This window comes from Formosa sp. Hel1_31_208 (assembly GCF_900104785.1).
Taxonomy (GTDB): Bacteria; Bacteroidota; Bacteroidia; order Flavobacteriales; family Flavobacteriaceae; genus Psychroserpens.
This window is the reverse complement of the sequence record NZ_LT629733.1, coordinates 1,537,313-1,556,265: the sequence shown is the minus strand read 5'-3', so window position 1 is coordinate 1,556,265 and position 18,953 is coordinate 1,537,313. Positions and strand designations below refer to the sequence as shown.

At 34.9% G+C, this 18,953-nt stretch carries 21 protein-coding genes and 1 tRNA gene; 11 read left to right on the top strand and 11 right to left on the bottom strand.

What is annotated here, in order from left to right; translation table 11 throughout:
• Positions 1 to 50 precede the first annotated feature (50 nt).
• On the bottom strand, positions 51 to 2,045 hold the full coding sequence (locus BLT57_RS07055; protein WP_091424154.1) for an endonuclease: 1,995 nt from the start codon (positions 2,043 to 2,045) through the stop codon (positions 51 to 53).
• Positions 2,046 to 2,662: 617 nt separating this feature from the next.
• On the opposite strand from BLT57_RS07055, the gene BLT57_RS07050 reads away from it, so the two are divergent.
• From BLT57_RS07050 to BLT57_RS07025, 6 genes are all read left to right on the top strand, one after another.
• Entirely contained in the window at positions 2,663 to 2,815 is a 153-nt protein-coding gene (locus BLT57_RS07050) for an SsrA-binding protein (protein WP_091424151.1), read from the top strand.
• Between the two features lie 99 nt (positions 2,816 to 2,914).
• A tRNA-Arg gene (locus tag BLT57_RS07045) sits at positions 2,915 to 2,988 on the top strand.
• Between the two features lie 205 nt (positions 2,989 to 3,193).
• Positions 3,194 to 3,754, top strand: a complete 561-nt coding sequence (locus BLT57_RS07040) for a YeeE/YedE family protein (protein ID WP_091424147.1) — start codon at positions 3,194 to 3,196, stop codon at positions 3,752 to 3,754.
• Position 3,755: 1 nt separating this feature from the next.
• Positions 3,756 to 4,169, top strand: coding sequence for a DUF6691 family protein (locus BLT57_RS07035; RefSeq protein ID WP_091424144.1), 414 nt, complete (start codon positions 3,756 to 3,758; stop codon positions 4,167 to 4,169).
• Positions 4,170 to 4,256: 87 nt separating this feature from the next.
• Positions 4,257 to 5,663: a rhodanese-like domain-containing protein gene (locus BLT57_RS07030; RefSeq protein WP_091424142.1), complete on the top strand. Its 1,407-nt coding sequence runs from the start codon at positions 4,257 to 4,259 to the stop codon at positions 5,661 to 5,663.
• Positions 5,664 to 5,666: 3 nt separating this feature from the next.
• Entirely contained in the window at positions 5,667 to 5,939 is a 273-nt protein-coding gene (locus BLT57_RS07025; protein WP_091424139.1) for a heavy-metal-associated domain-containing protein, read from the top strand.
• On the opposite strand, the gene BLT57_RS07020 is transcribed toward BLT57_RS07025, so the two are convergent.
• The 8 genes from BLT57_RS07020 to BLT57_RS06985 all read right to left on the bottom strand — a co-directional run bounded on the left by BLT57_RS07020 (position 5,936) and on the right by BLT57_RS06985 (position 12,590).
• Entirely contained in the window at positions 5,936 to 6,211 is a 276-nt protein-coding gene (locus BLT57_RS07020) for an ATP-dependent Clp protease adaptor ClpS (RefSeq protein ID WP_091424136.1), read from the bottom strand. The genes BLT57_RS07025 and BLT57_RS07020 overlap by 4 nt on opposite strands.
• A 112-nt stretch (positions 6,212 to 6,323) precedes the next feature.
• Complete coding sequence (locus BLT57_RS07015) at positions 6,324 to 7,358, bottom strand: M57 family metalloprotease (RefSeq protein ID WP_091424134.1); 1,035 nt, start codon at positions 7,356 to 7,358, stop codon at positions 6,324 to 6,326.
• 233 nt (positions 7,359 to 7,591) lie between these two features.
• A complete protein-coding gene (prmA, locus tag BLT57_RS07010; protein ID WP_091424131.1) occupies positions 7,592 to 8,428 on the bottom strand; it encodes a 50S ribosomal protein L11 methyltransferase in 837 nt (278 codons plus the stop codon).
• Between the two features lie 136 nt (positions 8,429 to 8,564).
• Positions 8,565 to 9,314 (bottom strand): triose-phosphate isomerase, encoded by a 750-nt coding sequence (tpiA, locus tag BLT57_RS07005; RefSeq protein ID WP_091424129.1) that lies wholly within the window; start codon positions 9,312 to 9,314, stop codon positions 8,565 to 8,567.
• Between the two features lie 36 nt (positions 9,315 to 9,350).
• Positions 9,351 to 9,842, bottom strand: a complete 492-nt coding sequence (locus BLT57_RS07000) for a TlpA disulfide reductase family protein (RefSeq protein WP_091424127.1) — start codon at positions 9,840 to 9,842, stop codon at positions 9,351 to 9,353.
• 1 nt (position 9,843) lies between these two features.
• On the bottom strand, positions 9,844 to 10,917 hold the full coding sequence (locus BLT57_RS06995; protein ID WP_091424125.1) for an ABC transporter permease: 1,074 nt from the start codon (positions 10,915 to 10,917) through the stop codon (positions 9,844 to 9,846).
• Positions 10,918 to 10,937: 20 nt separating this feature from the next.
• Entirely contained in the window at positions 10,938 to 12,032 is a 1,095-nt protein-coding gene (locus BLT57_RS06990) for a BT_3928 family protein (protein WP_091424122.1), read from the bottom strand.
• An 18-nt stretch (positions 12,033 to 12,050) separates the two neighbouring features.
• Entirely contained in the window at positions 12,051 to 12,590 is a 540-nt protein-coding gene (locus tag BLT57_RS06985; protein WP_091424120.1) for a DUF1599 domain-containing protein, read from the bottom strand.
• A gap of 130 nt (positions 12,591 to 12,720) precedes the next feature.
• On the opposite strand from BLT57_RS06985, the gene folP reads away from it, so the two are divergent.
• The 4 genes from folP to BLT57_RS06965 are packed head-to-tail and all read left to right on the top strand — an operon-like array spanning position 12,721 to position 15,798.
• Positions 12,721 to 13,494: a dihydropteroate synthase gene (folP, locus tag BLT57_RS06980; protein ID WP_091424117.1), complete on the top strand. Its 774-nt coding sequence runs from the start codon at positions 12,721 to 12,723 to the stop codon at positions 13,492 to 13,494.
• Positions 13,494 to 14,183: a hypothetical protein gene (locus tag BLT57_RS06975; RefSeq protein ID WP_157717138.1), complete on the top strand. Its 690-nt coding sequence runs from the start codon at positions 13,494 to 13,496 to the stop codon at positions 14,181 to 14,183. The genes folP and BLT57_RS06975 overlap by 1 nt, the downstream gene beginning before the upstream one ends.
• A gap of 37 nt (positions 14,184 to 14,220) precedes the next feature.
• Positions 14,221 to 15,003, top strand: coding sequence for a diadenylate cyclase CdaA (cdaA, locus tag BLT57_RS06970; RefSeq protein ID WP_091424109.1), 783 nt, complete (start codon positions 14,221 to 14,223; stop codon positions 15,001 to 15,003).
• On the top strand, positions 15,004 to 15,798 hold the full coding sequence (locus tag BLT57_RS06965; RefSeq protein WP_091424107.1) for a DUF3667 domain-containing protein: 795 nt from the start codon (positions 15,004 to 15,006) through the stop codon (positions 15,796 to 15,798).
• Between the two features lies 1 nt (position 15,799).
• On the opposite strand, the gene BLT57_RS06960 is transcribed toward BLT57_RS06965, so the two are convergent.
• Together BLT57_RS06960 and truA are read right to left on the bottom strand one after the other, a co-directional pair.
• Positions 15,800 to 17,566, bottom strand: coding sequence for an ABC transporter ATP-binding protein (locus BLT57_RS06960; protein ID WP_091424104.1), 1,767 nt, complete (start codon positions 17,564 to 17,566; stop codon positions 15,800 to 15,802).
• A gap of 7 nt (positions 17,567 to 17,573) precedes the next feature.
• Complete coding sequence (truA, locus tag BLT57_RS06955) at positions 17,574 to 18,314, bottom strand: tRNA pseudouridine(38-40) synthase TruA (RefSeq protein WP_091424102.1); 741 nt, start codon at positions 18,312 to 18,314, stop codon at positions 17,574 to 17,576.
• Between the two features lie 121 nt (positions 18,315 to 18,435).
• Here truA and BLT57_RS06950 point away from each other — a divergent pair, with 121 nt between their 5' ends.
• A complete protein-coding gene (locus tag BLT57_RS06950; protein ID WP_091424099.1) occupies positions 18,436 to 18,933 on the top strand; it encodes a metallophosphoesterase in 498 nt (165 codons plus the stop codon).
• Positions 18,934 to 18,953: the final 20 nt, after the last annotated feature.

Below are 18,953 nucleotides of genomic sequence, written 5' to 3'. Positions count from 1 at the left end.
AAAAGCGTCCCAATAATTATCGGGACGCTTTTTTTTGTAAACAAGTCTGTTTATTTAACAGCTAACTTTTTAATTGTTGCTTTGTTACCCGAAGTAATCTGCAGTAAATAAAGTCCGCTACTAAGGTTTAAATCTAAATTGGTGTTAGGATTAGCTTTTAGGGTTTTTATGGCTCTACCTTCCATAGAAAATACGGCTACAAGAGCTTCGCTTTGTAATCCTTTAATTGAAATACTGTTTTGAGTGGGATTAGGATAGACAATAATATTATTTAAATCAAAATCTGAAATACTCAATTGTTGATCCCAAGTTTGGCCAACATTATTTCCCCAAATATACTCTACAAGATCAGGTTGATCAATAAAAGGATTCCGATTGAATTGCCATGTATAGACTACGTTATTACGATTCATTTCGTAATCATCTGGTGGATCATTTCTGTGCCAATCTAACAAGGTTGCTAGGTCACCCAATTCTCCTGGACCATTTTCCGGATAACCATTAACTACCTGTAAGCCATTATATCTAATTTCCATATACAATACGCTTCTGGCAACATCTCCATAGAAGCTTCCAGCTGTAGCTACTGGTCCATTATATGCACCCATATTTGGATCTCCGTAATGTTTATTATTTCGTGAACTATTTTCCGGACCATCGGCAGCACGAAGCGCATGAGCATCAGAGTATCCATGTCGAAGTGAATCTGCTGTCGTATTCCAAAAAATGTCAATACCATCTGCAATTTCATCTTCTTCTATAGCATCAAAACCGCCTCGTGATCTTGGATAGGTGTGCTCACGATTCCATTTACCAACATTATTAGATCCCGTTTGCAAATCTAATTTTGGACGTCCTTGTTCGGTATATAAAAGCCACACTTCATTACTATTCAACGGATTTTGATCTGCTTCAGCTAAAATACTATTAACGTCAGCATAAGTTTGTGTTCTTACCACACCTTCTTCAGCAATAATATCTTGTAAAGCTTGCCGCAATGCCGTATCTGCCAAGCCATCTAAAGTATTATAATAGCTCCCAGGTTGCGTGCTTGTCACATTTCCGAAGGTAGGATTAAGAGGTGTCCCAAAATTAGCTACGGTAAAATCATTATCTACGATTCGGATTGCCAAATTATTATTTAAAGCCAAGTACTCTATCGGTAAATTCTCAAATCGAATCTTGGTGACTTCATCACCTTCATCATCAGAATCATCAATAAGTGTTATCGTAGTGGATGTTGTAGTTTGATTATTGGGAATTGTAAGAGCCGTGTCTCCTGTAAAATCTGACGAATTAAAACCATTATTATCTAGTAAAATATTAAAGTTTAGATCCCCAACGACAGGAGTTTCCGAAGTAAAGGTAATATCAAAATTACCGCCCTCATTATATTGTGTTTGCGCAATACTCATAGTAATACCATTAAGTACTATCCCACTACCATCATTAAGCTGTCTTGGTGTTGGCACTGTGCTAACATACGTCACATTATCATCCATATCTACAAAACGTTGAATGGAATTTGTATTATTATTAGGACCTTCATTAATTTGCTGAATATTTGTAAATCGCGGATCTTGACTAAATATGGCAATCATATCATCATCATTTGGTTCTCCAGTATCATAAAGTAATACATCAACAAGATTATCTATAGTTGCAACAGTATCTTCAGGAAAATCAATATCATTAGCTTGATAAATTGCAACAGCATCTGCTCCATTTTGAAAAACATTTTCTGAAATCAAGAATTGTGGTACCGGACTTACCGAATTACTACCAATGAGAAATAAGCCATTGATATCGGTTATAAAACCGTCGAGATCGACAGTGAAGTAACTTGAGTTCATTCCAGAGGCGGAGCCATTAAAAAAAACGAGCACAAAACCATCCAATGGATAATTAGGAGTTTCACTTAAGAGTTCGATGAATTCCATAGTATCAACTCCGGGTGTGTCACAATCTAATTCGTTGATCACAACTTGTGCGAAACCGAGTTGCATAAAACATATGGAAATGAAATAGAATAGCGATTTTTTCATTGTATGTTTTTTACAAATGTAAACATCTCATAGAGCTATTCAAGTTTCAGTGGTTAATAAATCTTTTTTTTTAACAAAATAAACCCGCTTATATAAGTCAAATCGGATATCAAAAATTCAGAATATTTAAAACAAAAAAAGATGAAACGGCTATTTTAAGGCATTTTATTAACGAAAAGTCCCTTGGTTTCAAAAAATCATCTCAAAAAGCTCCTTGAATTATTACAAATAACAATCAAATTCTAATATTTAATAATAATTATTAACATTTTTGAAGACAGTCACCTAATTATTGAAACACATGTCATCTTTATAGTTATAATATTATATTCAAAATCATAGATTTTGCTATAATCATTTGGTGAATGAATTATCAAAATGATATATTGATAACTCAATCAAGTAAACGAGATAAATATTAACCTTAAAACCAAATGTTATGATGACAATTACTAAATTAATAATCGATATTCTTTTTTCGATTAACTAACCCCAACCCATGATTGTAGAACTTAGTCTAGAATAAGTTTTACATCATTTCAAAAGAAGTTCTTTGGCAGCCCTATTAAAACTCTTAAATTTACTTTCGGAATTACATCTTTTCAAACCCAAAGCATATGACTCAACGATTCTTTAAGGGCCTTGCCAAACTCAATAAAATACTCTTACCCAGTTATTCCAAACAACAGTTAGACCTTAGTAAAGCCAGTAAACTCCAAATGGCAATCATTGGCTGGAGAGTATATATAACGAAGCGCGCTTTAGGGTAATTTTCAAGGTTGAGTTCTTATTTTTTTATTCAATCAATCTTTTAAATAATTTTGTTTTGTGTTTCTTCTAAAAAGAAATATATTTGCACCCACAAAAAAGGCCTCGTGGCGCAACTGAATAGCGCACTTGATTACGGCTCAAGAGGTTACTGGTTTGAATCCAGTCGAGGTCACGAATACATATTACTATTAGAAAAAACGCCAAGTTAACTTGTGCGTTTTTTTTTATATCAAAATGAGTCTTTATCAGGATAAATAATCTAACGAGAAAAACTAAAGAATCTTCAGAAGATAACTGCCTTTGATTTTTGATTCTTAAATTTGTACGATAATTATATCAGATATTTGCGTCGGCAGTTATCTTTGCAAAAAAAATCTATGGAATATATTTTAGCGCCTTGGCCTTGGTATGTTAGCGGTCCTTTGATTGCACTCATAATGTTCATCATTGTCTATTTCGGAAAAACCTTTGGGATGTCTTCTAACTTAAGAACACTTTGTACCATTGGCGGTGCTGGAAAAAAAATAAAATTCTTTGATTTTGACTGGCGAACACAACTATGGAACCTCTCGATAGTAGTAGGTGCTGTTATAGGTGGCTTTATTGCGCACTTCTATTTGTCATCACCTACAAATATTGACTTAAATCCGGATACAATCAAAACCTTAAGTTCATTAGGATTTGACAATGCAGGACAAACATTGTTACCACCAGAATTATTTAATTGGGACGCTGTACTCAGTATTAAAGGAATGGCTATATTAGTTATTGGTGGTTTTTTAGTAGGTTTTGGAACTCGCTATGCAGGTGGGTGTACTTCTGGACATGCGATTACTGGTTTGAGCAGTTTACAATTGCCATCTCTTATTGCCGTTATTGGATTCTTTATTGGCGGACTTATAATGATTCATTTATTATTCCCTTTAATTTTTAGTTAATATGAAAAACTTAAAATTTTTAATCGTCGGAATCATCTTTGGAATTGTTCTAGTAAAATCAGAAGCTGTGTCGTGGTATCGTATTTATGAAATGTTTAAATTTGAGTCGTTTCATATGTATGGTATAATTGGTAGCGCTGTCATTACCGGTGTTTTACTATTGTTACTTTCAAAACAAATACAACTCAATAACATAGAAGGCTCCCTTATGCGAGTACCACTAAAAGATAGGGGTTTTACGCGATATATCCTTGGTGGTAGTATTTTTGGTTTAGGCTGGGCTTTATCTGGTGCTTGTCCTGGCCCAATGTATATTCTAGTTGGTACAGGAGCAGTTTCTATGCTCATTGTAATTCTTGCAGCCATTTTTGGAACCTACATTTATGGATTACTTAAAGGAAAATTACCGCATTAACAAGCGAGATAAGAGTTCACACCTATGAGCATAATACTTCGTATCTTTAACGTCGCGAATTAAAGGATTAAAAAATTATTTACACGTATGATAATTGAACAAATATATACAAACTGTTTAGCGCAAGGCGCTTATTATATAGAGTCTAATGGGGAGGTTGCTATCATAGACCCGCTGCGTGAGACACAATCTTATATTGACAAAGCCAATAAAAATAAGGCAAAGATTAAATACATTTTTGAAACACATTTTCATGCCGATTTCGTTTCAGGTCATGTAGATTTGGCAAAGAAAACAGGTGCCACTATTGTTTATGGTCCTGGAGCAGAAACGAGCTACGACATTCATTCTGCGAAGGATAATGAAGTATTTCAATTAGGAAATATTAGCATAAAAGCACTTCATACGCCTGGCCATACTTTAGAATCGACGACATATTTACTCATTGACGAGAACGGAAAAAATCATGCAATCTTTTCAGGAGACACCCTTTTTCTTGGAGATGTAGGCCGCCCTGATCTCGCTATTAAATCTGATTTGACCAAAGAAGATTTAGCAAGCATGTTATTCGATTCGCTTCGAAATAAAATAATGCCATTAGCAGATGATGTGATTGTTTATCCTGCACATGGAGCAGGTTCAGCCTGTGGTAAAAATCTAAGCAAAGAAACCGTAGGAACGATTGGAGATCAAAAACGAACGAACTATGCGCTTAGAGCGGACATGACAAGAGCTGAATTTGTTGAAGAAGTTTTGGATGGTATTGCTCCTCCTCCACAATATTTTGCTAAAAATGCCATGCTAAATAAAACAGGATATGATACTTTTGAATCGGTTTTAGAAACTGGCAATATTGCCTTATCACCTGAAGATTTTGAAGCTTTAGCTAATCATGAAGAAGCATTAGTTTTAGATGTTCGTCCACAAAGCGAGTTCATTAAAAGTCATATTCCAAATTCGATTTTCATCGGACTTAACGGGCAATTTGCTCCTTGGGTTGGTGCTTTAATTACCGATATCAAGCAACCTATATTATTAGTCACTCCTGAAGGAAAAAGCGCAGAAGCAGTCACCAGATTATCTAGAGTGGGTTATGATCATACCTTAGGATATTTAAAAGGTGGAATTGACGGATGGCTCAAGGCAGGAAAAGAGGTTGACACATTAGAATCCATATCTGCAGAAGAATTTGCCAAACACACCAACATTAGTGAGCTAAATATTCTTGATGTAAGAAAGGATGGTGAATATAAAAGTATGCACCTGGATAACGCTCAACATTTTGCATTGGACTTTATAAATGAAAAAATGAATGAGGTCTCTAGAGATAATACCTATTACATATATTGCGCTGGTGGTTACAGAAGTGTAATCGCCGCTTCTATATTAAAATCAAGAGGTTTTCACAACCTCATCGATATTGCAGGTGGCTTCGGTGCGATTAAAAAAACAGATTTACCAACTACAGATTTCGTTTGTCCCTCAACACTATAACTTATGAAACAAACCATTTTAAATATTCAAAATCTGAAGTGCGGTGGATGCGCAAATACAATAATAACTCGAATGGAAACACTAGAAGGTGTTACTGAAGTCATTGTTAACAATGACACGCATACCGTTGGCTTCAAGTATAATACAGACAATCAACTTGAAACTGCCATTGCATTATTATCAACATTAGGATATCCTGTTGAGGGCGCATCAAATCCTTTAACTAAAAAAGCAAAGTCTTTTGTAAGTTGCGCTGTGGGAAGAATAAAGAGCTAAATGATTTCTGCACTCAATCCTGCTTCAAGAAGCATTGAACAGCGTGGCTCTAATTCTTTATATTCACCTGTTTTTACAACACATTGTCCTTTATAATGCACTAATATTGAGCATTGTTCTGCTTGTTCTACTGTATGATCACAGGCATAGATAAGAGTATCAATGACATGATCAAAGGTGTTCACGTCATCATTATATAACACAATCTCGTTTAAAGATTGTTCCAAGGTATCCTCTTGATGTTGTTCTTGTATTTTTTCTTTTGCACTCATTTGATTTGATATGGGAAAAACCAAGTATAAAGATAAGAAAAAGACTTCTATTCATAAAACAGAAGTCTTTTAAAAATATTGTAATCCAATATTTGAAATTATAATTTTATGTTTAGTTACATGGCCCTATTAAAGTCCAACCACCACTAACACGTTCGTAAAGGTTCCCAAAATAAGTAACACGTTCACCAATACTATAACTTACGCCACTTTGCCATTCAGAAACACCATCACAAGGACCAGATGGACTTGCTGGATACATGGAACCTAAAGCTGTAATATCATTCCCATTAAAATTACCGCTTACACTTGTAGAAAAACAAGCTTGCATGACAGACGTTAAATCTCTTCCTGTTGGAGTTCCAGATATGTGCTCAGCACCATCTGATCCTGATCCTTCATTTCCTTGGCTAGATGAAGGACAACTTAAACGATCGAACCAATCTGAATGACGAAAACCAACAGAGTGCCCTATCTCATGTGTAATTACATGCTCATTGACGTTAGTTGAAAATTGCTCTATTCCATAAATCTGAACAAACTTATTTGGTTCTCCATTTGAGTTTGGAAAACCAGCAACACCTCCATTTCCTGAATTATTTATAGAATTATCATATACCACCATATCTGCTGCTTGGTAATTAGTTCCAAACGTTAAATTAAAATCAAGTGTCATGTTACTAATGTTATTATAATTAGCAACTGCTCTAGTTAAAGCAGTTCGCGCTTTACTAGATAATGCTTGACTTCCTCCCGTATATCCTAAGATATTTATAGTTTGATTATTTCCTGTTACCAAATTAAATGTTCTATATTGACGATTTAAACCAGAACCTATACCTGTTAACGCATCTAGTTCATCTCTAGTAAAAACAATATCACTACCAACATAAATTCGTTCTTCAATTGATCCATCTGGTAAATGGAAATCTCCTATAGAAACTAATCCTACATCAATATCTAAAGTTCGAATAGAATTCAATAAATCAGGGTCAGTTACTAGAGTTCTATTCTCTAAATTGTTCATATTAATAATTATGTCCTCGTCTAGATTAGACATGTCCTCTGTGACGCTTTCTTTTTCGCAAGATTGGAAAGAAAAGATTAGGCATAGAGCAGCTAGGGTCAAAAATTTGATTTTTTTCATTTTTGAGTAAATTAAGTTAATAAATGGTATTTACGTAAATGGGACGAGCTTAATAAAAACAGTTGCTATTTACTTAAAACTATTTCTATTTAGTCTGTGATAATTATCAATGCTAAGTTAAATATTTCTTAAATAAAAAAATTACGGTTTTTCCGTAATTTCTTGGTTATTCTAAGTTATATAGTTAAAGTTTTGAGCAATTCGTCGGACTTTTAGAAAAATGTTACTTTTTCCTAGTTCTCAAACTTTAATGCCACCCAATTATTTCGTTCAATAGTTTCCACATGTTTTAGCTTGAGCTTTATACATTCTGCTTTAATAATCGGAATATCATCATTATAAAATCCACTGAGAAACAACAAACCGTTTAGGTTAAGCGCATTTACATAGGTTACCAGATCTTTGAGAAGAATATTTCTATTAATATTTGCGATAATGATATCATAGAATCGTCCTGGCAAAAGACTAGCATCTCCTTCTAAAACGGTAATATGCTCGCATTTGTTTCGTTCTATATTCTCGAGACTATTAATGTAGCACCAATTATCATAATCTATGGCATCTATTGGCTTAGCACCTTTCATTTCTGCAAGTATAGCCAAAACCCCTGTACCGCAGCCCATATCTAAAACTGCTTTTTCTTTAAAATCATTATTGAGAATATATTGAATCATCATATGCGTTGTCTCGTGATGCCCTGTACCAAAACTCATTTTAGGCTCAATAATAATATCATAAATAGTATTTGGTATCTCGTGAAAAGGTGCACGAACAGAACATTGATCGTCGACAACAATAGGGTTGAAATTCTTTTCCCATTCTGCATTCCAGTTGGTTTGCTCTATGTTTTCGAAAGTAAATGTAATATCAAACTCTTTGGAGTTTAAAATATGAATCTCATCTAAGATACCTGAGTGCCAATCCTGCTGTTGAATATAAGCTGTCACCCCTTCTTCGGTTTCAACAAAACTTTCAAATCCTGCGTATCCTAGTTCTGCTATTAAAATTTCCACAGCAGGCTGCAAGGGCTTTACTTTGAAGTAATACCCTATATAAATAGTGTTTGACATTATATTTAAGTCTTAATATCAACCGCGTTAGCGGTTGAACGGTATGTTTAAGCTCTCCAATCTACGCGTTTGGAAGCGAGCAGTGAAAACGTGACCGACCAGCGCTTAGGCGCAGGCTGGTAACGCCAAAATTTGATTAAAAAGCATTCACAATGGCGTAAAAATCATCGGCATTTAATGCAGCACCTCCTATTAATCCTCCATCGACGTCAGGTTTTCCGAAAATCTCTTTTGCATTTCCAGGTTTTACACTTCCTCCATAAAGAATGGTCATATCATCAGCAACTTGATGACCATATTTGTTCTCCAAGGTCTTTCTAATAAAGGCATGCATATCTTGTGCTTGCCCAGGACTTGCAGTTTCACCAGTACCTATAGCCCAAACTGGCTCATAGGCTAAAACAATATTTGTGAAAGCATCTGCAGGCAAATGAAATAAGGCATTCTTAATTTGGCCTTCCACTACTGATTCTTCATTTCCTGCTTTACGATCTGCTAATTCTTCACCAAAGCAGAAAATGACACGCATTTCATTTGCTAATGCAGTGTCTACTTTTTTGGCTAAGGACTCATCGGTTTCATTGTAATAAGCGCGACGCTCACTATGTCCTAAAATAACGGTTCTAATTCCGATACTCTTTAACATTCTTGCGCTAACTTCTCCCGTATAGGCTCCATTTTCGGCAAAGTGCATGTTTTGAGCCACCACTTCAATATCATCTTCTCTTGTCGATTCAAAAGTATGCCACAGATTTGTAAACGATGGTGCAATCATTACTTCAGCATCGGAGGTTTTCTCTTGTTCTTTTAAATCTGAAATTAGCGCTGCTGTTTGCGATAAATCGTTGTTCATTTTCCAGTTTCCTGCTACAATATGTTTTCTCATGATTATTATGTTATGTGTTTCCGTAGAAACTTATATTTAATTTAAATGTTCTTTAATTTTTGGATCTGTAATTTTTACAGCTCTAAACAAAGCGATATGACCTTCTTTATCTATAACCATATAACGCGGTACCCAATCGAGGTCTACAAACTCGCTAAAAGCACTATCCCAGCCATCCGACATGAAATAATGCTCTCCTTTGATATGATATTTTCTAATTCCTTTTTTCCAGCTCTTTTCGGTTTTATCTATCGACAAAAACACGAAAACTACATCAGCATATTCGTTTTGTACAGCATTAAGATCTGGCAAACTTACAATACAATCACGACACCAACTTGCCCAAACATCAATTAAAATAGTCTTACCTTGATGAGTTTCCAGTACGGATTGTAAACTATGAGCATCCCCTTTACTATCTACAAATACACCATTAAGCGCAGCATCAGAAAAGGATGTTGGATCGGGTTGTGCTTCACAGTTGATAAAGCACACCATGACAATAATTAAGGCTAAGAACTTGTTCATACTATTCTAATTTTACTTTAGGATCCAACCAACCATAGATGATATCAACGAAGATATTTATGATAATAAACAAAAGCGCTATGACTAAAACGGATCCCATAATGACTGGTAAATCGAGTGTGTTTAAGGCATTTACTATTTCTTTTCCAAGGCCATTCCAACCAAAGATATACTCCACAAACACTGCACCGGCTAACATTGAAGCAAACCATCCTGAAATTGCTGTCACAACTGGATTCAGTGCGTTTTTTACAGCATGTCGTTTGATAATCTGAAATTCGCTTAGACCTTTTGCTCTAGCAGTTCTTATATAATCTTGATTAAACACTTCAAGTAACGAATTACGCATGAGCTGAATAACTACAGCCAGCGGACGAATCCCTAAAACTACGGCAGGCAGTAAAAGGTTCTTCCATTTAATATTCACTTTTTCTCCAAAATCGTCGAGTTCATACAAACTACCTGTCATTTCCAAATTAGTGTATTTGTGCAATACAAATCCGAAAAACCAAGCAAACAGTATCGCACTAAAGAATGAAGGTACACTCATTCCTAAGGTACTAAAAATTTGAATGGTCTTATCAATCCAATGATCCTTAAATAATGCCGAAATAATCCCGAAAATAATCCCTAATATAATTGCAATAACTATGGCTGAAACAGCCAATACGAATGTATTGGGTAAGGTCTCACCAATAACTTGTGAGACTTTTTTACCTTGTTTTGTAAAAGACTCTCTCAAATACGGAAATTTAATGACGGTCGTCGAATTTCCTATGGTGAACAATTTTGATGCGCTATATTTTCCGTCACTTAAAAAAGTGTAATCTTTAGAATTTTCAGAATGAAAAGATAATGGCGATAAATCATTGAGATAATAAAGATATTGAGTTGACATTGGTTTATCAAAACCATATTTAGCTTTAACGATAGCTACTTGCTCACTATCTTCATTTTGTCCTAACATCATTTGGGCAGGGTCTCCAGGAAGGACATTAAATAAGAAGAAAATGACGGTGACTACACCAAATAAGGTGAGAAAGGCGTAAAATGTCTTATTTAGAATATAATTGATACGAAAATTGATTTTAAATGTTAGAATTCTAGCTCATCAATATCATTATAATGTACTTTTTGCATCACAGTTCCTTTTTCTAAAACAACAACTCCAGGATTTGCTCTTACAATAGTTTTTAATACTTTTTCGTCACATAAATAGAAATCGAAATCTAAGTCATAAGCGTCGCGAACCTCTTGTTTCTTCGGATTCCCAGAGGCTGTTAAACCAATTACAGTATAGCCTTTATTCTGAGCTTGCTCAACCATACCTTTTAATTCCTCCATACCTTTCGATTCCGCTTTTTCTAAACTATAGGATACCACGATAACCAGTTTTTCTTGCTCAAGAAACTGTTGGGTTAAATCTTCATCTTCAGATTCGATAGAAAAATCTTGAATTTTAGGGACGTCACCTTCTTTGATTACTTTAGTATCAACACCAATAATCTTATCATAAGTTTTTGGTCCACGACCTGCATCGGTTAGGGTTTTTTCTTCACCGTTAAGTGTATACGTCCAAACATAATCGGTCACGGCTTTTTGAGCGTCTGCTGGTAACTTCATATTTTCCTGAAGGTTATCACCAATTTGATAAGCTCTAAAATCAAGCGCTGGTAAATGCATAAGCACATAATACCCAAAGCTTAAACAAGCGATAAAACTCAATAATGCTGTTGCTGACAAGCCGAAGGTCGACAACACGGGTTTAATGTGCTTTTGACCTATAAATAAAATTAAGATTAAGACTAATAGAATAATATCTTTACCAAATGATTGCCAAGGTGTGAGTTTTAAGAAATCTCCAAAACAGCCACAATCTTTCACCTTATCAAAATAAGCTGCATAGAAAGTTAAAAAGGTGAAGAATACAATCATTCCCAACAAACTCCACACTGTAAACTTGGGTTTATAGCCAATCAATAGAAATACACCAAGCACTACTTCAAATACAACTACAAAAACTGCGAGACCGAGTGCATACGGAATCAATGACGGTATATCTAACACATCATAACTAAAATATTCTTCGAGCTTATAGGAAAAACCTAATGGATCATTTAGCTTGATAAATCCTGAAAAAATAAAAAGGGCTCCGACTAAGGTTCGGCTAATATTGACTATTGCTTTCATGCTTGTTATTTTGGCTATTTAATTGTCGTTTAAATGAATCAATGCAAATACTGAATAATTGATCATATCCTGATAATTCGCATCAATACCTTCACTAACTATAGTTTTTCCTGCGTTATCTTCAATTTGTTTAACTCGCAATAATTTTTGCAAGATTAAATCGGTCAAGCTACTCACTCGCATATCACGCCAGGCTTCACCATAGTCGTGATTTTTATCCATCATCAGTTGCTTAGTCAGTGCTATTTTATCGTCATATAAGGCCACCGATTCATCTAAAGTAAGGTCTGGTTGCTCTACCACACCTTTCTCTAATTGTATCAATGCCATCGTACAATAATTAATAATACCGATAAACTCACTTACTTCACCTTCATCAACCTTACGTTCCGCATTTTGTTGCAAACCTCTAATGCGTTGCGCTTTAATGTATATTTGATCGGTCAGTGATGGTAATCGCAAAATTCGCCATGCACTTCCGTAGTCTTTCATTTTATTAATAAACAGACTTCTGCACTGCGCTATGACATCATCATATTGTTTTGAAGTATCTTGCATTTAAAACATTTAATTTTCCGTAAATTTCGCATAAATTAATCAGATTTAAAAACTTTAACCACACTATATAGTTTTGAGCAAAACCATCAATTGTAAGGGGCGATTAATAGACCTCAGCACTCCCAAAGTTATGGGTATTTTAAACGTGACACCAGATTCTTTTTATGATGGTGGACGCTATAGAAATATGTCGGCGATACTTAAGCAGGTTGAAACCATGCTCAATGAAGGCGCAACCTTTATAGATATTGGCGCTTACAGCTCTAAACCTAACGCAAATCATGTTAGTGAAGCCGAAGAATTACAGCGAATTATTCCAATTGTAGAGTATCTCGTTAAGAACTTTCCTGAAGTTATTTTATCCGTTGATACCTTTAGAAGTCAAGTCGCCAAACAGTGTGTTTTGGCAGGTGCGAGTATGATTAATGATATTTCCGCAGGGCATTTAGATAAAGCCATGCTTAAAACGGTTGCTGAGTTGAGTGTGCCTTATATTATGATGCACATGCGCGGAACACCTCAAACCATGCAACAACTCACTAGTTATGATGATTTAATTAAAGACATTTTAATTTATTTTTCTGAACGTATTGCAGTTGCTCGTAATTTGGGTATTATTGATCTGATTATCGATCCTGGTTTCGGATTTGCCAAAACTTTAGAACAGAATTATGAATTACTTGATAAGCTTGAGCTCCTTCAAATGGCAGGTCTACCCCTTTTAGCTGGTGTGTCTCGCAAATCTATGATATATAAAATACTGGAGAATTCCTCGGCCGAAGCCCTTAATGGCACTACTGTACTCAATACCATAGCTTTACAAAAAGGCGCAAGTATTTTAAGAGTTCATGATGTGATGGAAGCTGTGGAATGTATTCAACTTACTCAACAATTAAAAGCTTAATGAAACAACTCTCTGTCCTACTCCTATTTATCGTCTTATTGTCCTGCGGAAATGAACGTGTTTTGTATTTACCAGAAATCCAAAATTCTCAAATCACGGAAGTTACTGATGTATCACATGCGTATTTGTTTTACGATGAGACCAAAGAAGACAGCATTGATCTTAATCGCAAGAACTTAATAGGCACAACTAATTGGTTAATTAATGTAGATAAACGGCTTACTTTAGAGCAAGCCATTCCGAAGATTACATTTTTACAAGACAAAAAGCGAAGTGCTAAGATGCATAAAAATGAAACGGCTAAAAATTACTATACCTGCAGTGATACAAGAATTAAGAATTTAGGTTTTTTGGAGTTTACCGATGTTTTTTATCAAATAATACCAATAAGTGAATACTATGAATCGAGAGAACGATCTGAAAAAATGAGTGCAGTCTTGAATGTAATTTCTTTAAACAACTATAGTCTTGAAGTGTTATACGATGACCGTTCAACAACCAAGGTTTATAATAAATTAGACGATGTCATCAATGACATTCTCAGTTCAAAAGAAAAGGAAGATAGCTTCAAACTTTATATCTTATATCATTCAAAAACAAGTTTTCAAGATTATATAACGGTAAAATTTAAAATACATAGCGCATTGAGCGATGTCGTTGCTATCAATAACAACGAATTCATATATTAACTAATAATTATTACATTTACGCTAAACAGCTTTCAACTTGGATAAATTCAAATTTTGGGACTTTGGGATTATAGACTTTATCGACGTTTTTCTAGTCGCTATTCTTCTGTACTATATCTATAAGCTTGTTAAAGGTACCGTAGCAGTTAATATATTTATTGGAATCATAGTCGTTTACTTGGTGTGGCGTGTGACCGATTTCCTTAACATGTATATGTTGCATCGCATTTTTGATGGATTTATAAAAGTTGGTATTATAGCACTTATCGTCGTGTTTCAACCCGAGATACGTAAGTTCTTGCTCATGGTAGGCTCTACCAATTTGAGTGGTAGAGGTAAATTTTTCAAGAAGATGAAATTCTTGAAAACCGAAAGTGATTCTGAAACGGATATCATTGCAATTGTATCTGCATGCCAAAAAATGGGTAGTTCTAAAACTGGTGCACTCATCGTTATAGAGCGCAACAACAACCTGGATTTTTTAATGAATACAGGTGACGAAATGAACATTAAAGTGACGCAACCCATCATAGAAAGTATTTTCTTCAAAAACAGTCCGTTACATGATGGTGCAATTATCATTGAAAATAATTTTGTAAAAGCAACACGTGTTATTCTTCCTGTTAATAATGAAAAAAATATTCCGCAACGCTTCGGATTGCGGCATCGAGCAGCCATAGGTATTACTGAAAAAACAGATGCTATAGCATTAGTTGTTAGCGAAGAAACTGGGCAGATCTCTTACATTAAATATGGTGAATTTGTGATGTTTGAGGACATTCAAGAACTAACCACTTTACTCAATAATGATCTGAGATAAATGAATTGCAAGAATTGTAATACCGAACTTACTGCAGATAGTGATTTTTGCAATCGCTGTGGCGGAAAAGTGATTAAAAATCGTTTAAGCTTCAAGAGCCTATTTGAACATATTAGCGAAACGTTTTTTAATTATGACAACAAACTTTTAAGAACCTTTATTGATTTATTTAAAAAACCTGAAGCGGTTATAGATAGTTATGTACAAGGGGTAAGAAAGCGCTATGTAAACCCGTTAAGTTTCTTCGGAATCACATTAACTTTGAGTGGTCTATCGGTATTTATCATTAAAAAATACTATTTAGAATATCTGGACTTTTCTAAATTATTTAGTGCCGAGTTATTTGACAATCCGATGTCTCAGCAAATCATGCAAGATTCAACTTCTGGCAGTGCATTTGAATATAGTTCCTTGATTTTATCTGCGATGATTCCTATTATGGCGCTTATTTCGTTTATTGTTTTTATAGACAAACGTTACAATCTAACTGAACACATTATACTCTACATGTATGGTATGTCTGCCATTATTATTATTTCCGTTTTTGCAGGACAATTAGTACTCTTTTTTAGTCCTGAACAATATTTCCTCTATTCGATGCTTTTGTACCTGGTCATGTTTGTTTACCATTCCTATGTTCTAAAACGGATATTCAAACTCAGTGTATTTCAGTTAATCCTTAGAATCCTATTGTTCCTAGTCGTGTTCGTAGTTTTTTACGTTGTAATGGTCGTAATAATACTAATTTTTATGTTGGCTACAGGAGGCTTAGACGCCTTTGCTCCGAAGCAATAATCTAAACCGCTTCGGCTTTTAAAAATTGGACTTCATAAAGATTTCTATAATATCCATTTTCTACCTGAAGTAATTCATTGTGCGTTCCTTTTTCAACAATTTTTCCAGCATCCATAACAATAATTTGATCGGCTTGTTGAACCGTTGCTAAGCGGTGCGCAATAACAATAGATGTGCGTCCTTTCGTGATTTTATCTGTTGCATCTTGAATGAGTTGTTCTGAATAAGAATCGACCGAAGAAGTTGCTTCATCAAGGATTAAAATACTTGGGTTGGTTACATAGGCTCTTAAGAAAGAGATAAGCTGACGCTGTCCAGATGACAACATCGCACCGCGTTCCTTCACATTATAATGGTAACCATTAGGTAAACTAGAAATAAAATCATGAATACCAATATCTTTAGCCGCCTTAATCACGTCATCTTCGGAGATATTTGAATCTTTAAGTGTGATATTATTCAATATGGTATCAGCAAATAAAAAGACATCTTGTAAGACAACAGCTATTTGCTTCCTTAACGATTTAAGCGAGAAATTTTTACTGTTAATACCATCAATGCATATCGTACCTTCAGAAATGTCATAAAAACGGTTCAATAAATTGATAATGGTTGATTTCCCAGCGCCGGTTGCACCCACAATAGCGACAGTTTCACCAGCTTTAACGTCCAGATCTATTCCTTTTAATACTTCTTCATCATCTACATAAGAAAAATGAACATTTTTAAAAGTGATATCACCTTTAAACTCTTGCACCTCTTCATTTCCAGAATCATCAATTTGAGAAGTGGTGTCGATAACCTTGAATACACGATCAGCGGCAACCATTCCCATTTGAAGGGTATTAAACTTATTTGCTATTTGGTTTAATGGTCTAAATAACATTGGTACAAACATAATAAATGCAAATAAATCACCTTTGGATGCTGTTCCTTGAGCGACCACCATTAATCCTCCTATCCAAATAATTGTTCCAAGGGTAATAGACGATAAAAGATCTGCTATTGGAAAAAACACCGAGTTATACCAAACCGTTTTTAACCACCCTTTTTTATGACGTTCATTAATGTCTTTAAATTTCTTGTATTCGATATCTTCTCTAGTAAATAATTGAAGAATTTTCATGCCAGTGACACGTTCTTGCACAAAAGAATTCAAATTTGACACCTCGTTTCTTACCTCCTCAAAGGCACGTTTCATATATTTCTGAAATATCTTAGTTGCAAAAACTACGATAGGCATGGTTACAAAAGCAATAAGACTTAATTTCCAATTGATAAAAATCATTGCTCCAGCTACAAATAACATTTTAAGAATATCACTAAAGATCATGAACAAACCTTGTCCGAAGATATCGGCAATACGCTCCATGTCCGTCACAGTTCTAGTGATTAAGACACCTACAGAGGACTTATCATAATACTTCATCCTAAAACGAAGAACATGATTATAAAGTTTCACACGTATATCCTTGACCACCGATTGCCCCAACCAACTTGCATAATAAATAAAGAGCAACTGGCTCACTACTTCAAATATGAGTAATACTAGCATCGCAATGATGTAAAATAAGAACCCATCATATTCTTGTAACGCGATGTGTTCGTCAATAGCTTTTTGCAAAACTAGTGGTCGTAAAGCTCCAAAAACAGCAAGACCAATAACGCACAACAGGGACCCGAAAAACACAAGCTTATAGGGCTGTATGTAATCCAGTAATCGTTTAAACAACGTTAGATCAAATGCTTTTGTCTTTTTGTCTTCCATTTAATAATTATAAATATATGTGTTTCGGATAGGCTATACCCTCCAAATATAATCCGTGAGCTGGAACCGAAAACCCAGCCTTACTTCTATCTTTTGATTCAATAATCTCATGTAAGTGTTCTACTTCCATTTTACCCAAACCAATATTAATAAGCGTACCTACTATCGCTCTCACCATATTTCTTAGAAAACGGTCTGCTTTAATAATAAACACGAGTTCATCACCAATTGCGTTCCACTCCGCTTGCATGACTTTACAATTATACGTTTTTACATCAGTATGTGACTTAGAAAAGCATTGAAAATCCTTATACTGTAATAGTATTTCACACGCTTTATTTAAGGCCTCTATATCCAGCTGTTTTTGTAACGTGTATGCATAATCAAAATTAAATACATTCTTACGAGTAGATATACGATAATTATAAGTGCGACTTAGAGCGTCGAAACGCGCATGCGCTTTATCATTTACTGGAGTAATATTATAAATTGCGATATCCTTGGGCAAAAATGAATTCAGTTTAAATATCAAATTATCTGGAAGTTGTGCCACGATATCAAAATGCGCGAACATTTGAGACGCGTGCACGCCAGCATCAGTTCGTCCAGCGCCTACAACTGCTATTTTCTGTTGTAAAAGCGTAGACAAGGCGTTCTCCAAAATTTCCTGAACTGAAATAGCATCTGGCTGATTCTGCCAGCCGTGGTAGGCTTTTCCGTTATATGATAATTGAATAAAAAATCTCAATAGAAAGGTATACTTTTGTAAAAACACAAAGATAAATAGTTTTCGTTGGAAATATCTTAGATTAACATAATTAAATGTTTTTCTCCAAAGTAGAAGCTAAGCCCATTCATTACAGTAATACATGACAAAAATCCTTTTACTTTCAGATACCCATAGTTATATTGACGACGCTATTATCAAGTATGTAAAACAAGCTGACGAAGTCTGGCATGCAGGCGATATTGGAGATCTAAAGGTGACTGATGCTATTAAGGCATTAAAACCATTAAGAGCTGTTTATGGTAATATTGATGATGCCAAAGCGCGTACGGAGTTTCCAGAAAATAACCGATTTACATGTGAAGATGTTGAGGTTTGGATGACGCATATTGGTGGTTACCCACCCAAATACAATATGAGAACACGTGATTTGATAAAGGCAAATCCACCAAGAATTTTTGTGTGCGGACATTCGCACATCTTAAAAGTAATTCCCGATAAACGATACAACCTCATACATATGAATCCTGGTGCAGCTGGAAAACACGGGTTTCATAAAGTAAGAACGATGCTTCGTTTCACAATTGATGGTAAAAAGATTGAAAATTTAGAAGTCATTGAATTCCCAAAGCGGCACTGAACAATTATACAAACATAAAA

What these genes read in the sequence shown, in the direction of transcription:
- BLT57_RS06950 (WP_091424099.1), top strand. Translation starts at nt 18,436, where the DNA reads ATGACAAAAATCCTTTTACTTTCAGATACCCATAGTTATATTGACGAC.
- BLT57_RS07050 (WP_091424151.1), top strand. Translation starts at nt 2,663, where the DNA reads ATGACTCAACGATTCTTTAAGGGCCTTGCCAAACTCAATAAAATACTC.
- BLT57_RS07030 (WP_091424142.1), top strand. Translation starts at nt 4,257, where the DNA reads ATGATAATTGAACAAATATATACAAACTGTTTAGCGCAAGGCGCTTAT.
- BLT57_RS07000 (WP_091424127.1), bottom strand. Translation starts at nt 9,842, where the DNA reads ATGAACAAGTTCTTAGCCTTAATTATTGTCATGGTGTGCTTTATCAAC.
- BLT57_RS06965 (WP_091424107.1), top strand. Translation starts at nt 15,004, where the DNA reads ATGAATTGCAAGAATTGTAATACCGAACTTACTGCAGATAGTGATTTT.
- BLT57_RS06985 (WP_091424120.1), bottom strand. Translation starts at nt 12,590, where the DNA reads ATGCAAGATACTTCAAAACAATATGATGATGTCATAGCGCAGTGCAGA.
- BLT57_RS07035 (WP_091424144.1), top strand. Translation starts at nt 3,756, where the DNA reads ATGAAAAACTTAAAATTTTTAATCGTCGGAATCATCTTTGGAATTGTT.
- folP (WP_091424117.1), top strand. Translation starts at nt 12,721, where the DNA reads ATGGGTATTTTAAACGTGACACCAGATTCTTTTTATGATGGTGGACGC.
- BLT57_RS06975 (WP_157717138.1), top strand. Translation starts at nt 13,494, where the DNA reads ATGAAACAACTCTCTGTCCTACTCCTATTTATCGTCTTATTGTCCTGC.
- BLT57_RS07055 (WP_091424154.1), bottom strand. Translation starts at nt 2,045, where the DNA reads ATGAAAAAATCGCTATTCTATTTCATTTCCATATGTTTTATGCAACTC.
- BLT57_RS06960 (WP_091424104.1), bottom strand. Translation starts at nt 17,566, where the DNA reads ATGGAAGACAAAAAGACAAAAGCATTTGATCTAACGTTGTTTAAACGA.
- BLT57_RS07015 (WP_091424134.1), bottom strand. Translation starts at nt 7,358, where the DNA reads ATGAAAAAAATCAAATTTTTGACCCTAGCTGCTCTATGCCTAATCTTT.
- tpiA (WP_091424129.1), bottom strand. Translation starts at nt 9,314, where the DNA reads ATGAGAAAACATATTGTAGCAGGAAACTGGAAAATGAACAACGATTTA.
- BLT57_RS07040 (WP_091424147.1), top strand. Translation starts at nt 3,194, where the DNA reads ATGGAATATATTTTAGCGCCTTGGCCTTGGTATGTTAGCGGTCCTTTG.
- prmA (WP_091424131.1), bottom strand. Translation starts at nt 8,428, where the DNA reads ATGTCAAACACTATTTATATAGGGTATTACTTCAAAGTAAAGCCCTTG.
- BLT57_RS07020 (WP_091424136.1), bottom strand. Translation starts at nt 6,211, where the DNA reads ATGAGTGCAAAAGAAAAAATACAAGAACAACATCAAGAGGATACCTTG.
- BLT57_RS07025 (WP_091424139.1), top strand. Translation starts at nt 5,667, where the DNA reads ATGAAACAAACCATTTTAAATATTCAAAATCTGAAGTGCGGTGGATGC.
- BLT57_RS06990 (WP_091424122.1), bottom strand. Translation starts at nt 12,032, where the DNA reads ATGAAAGCAATAGTCAATATTAGCCGAACCTTAGTCGGAGCCCTTTTT.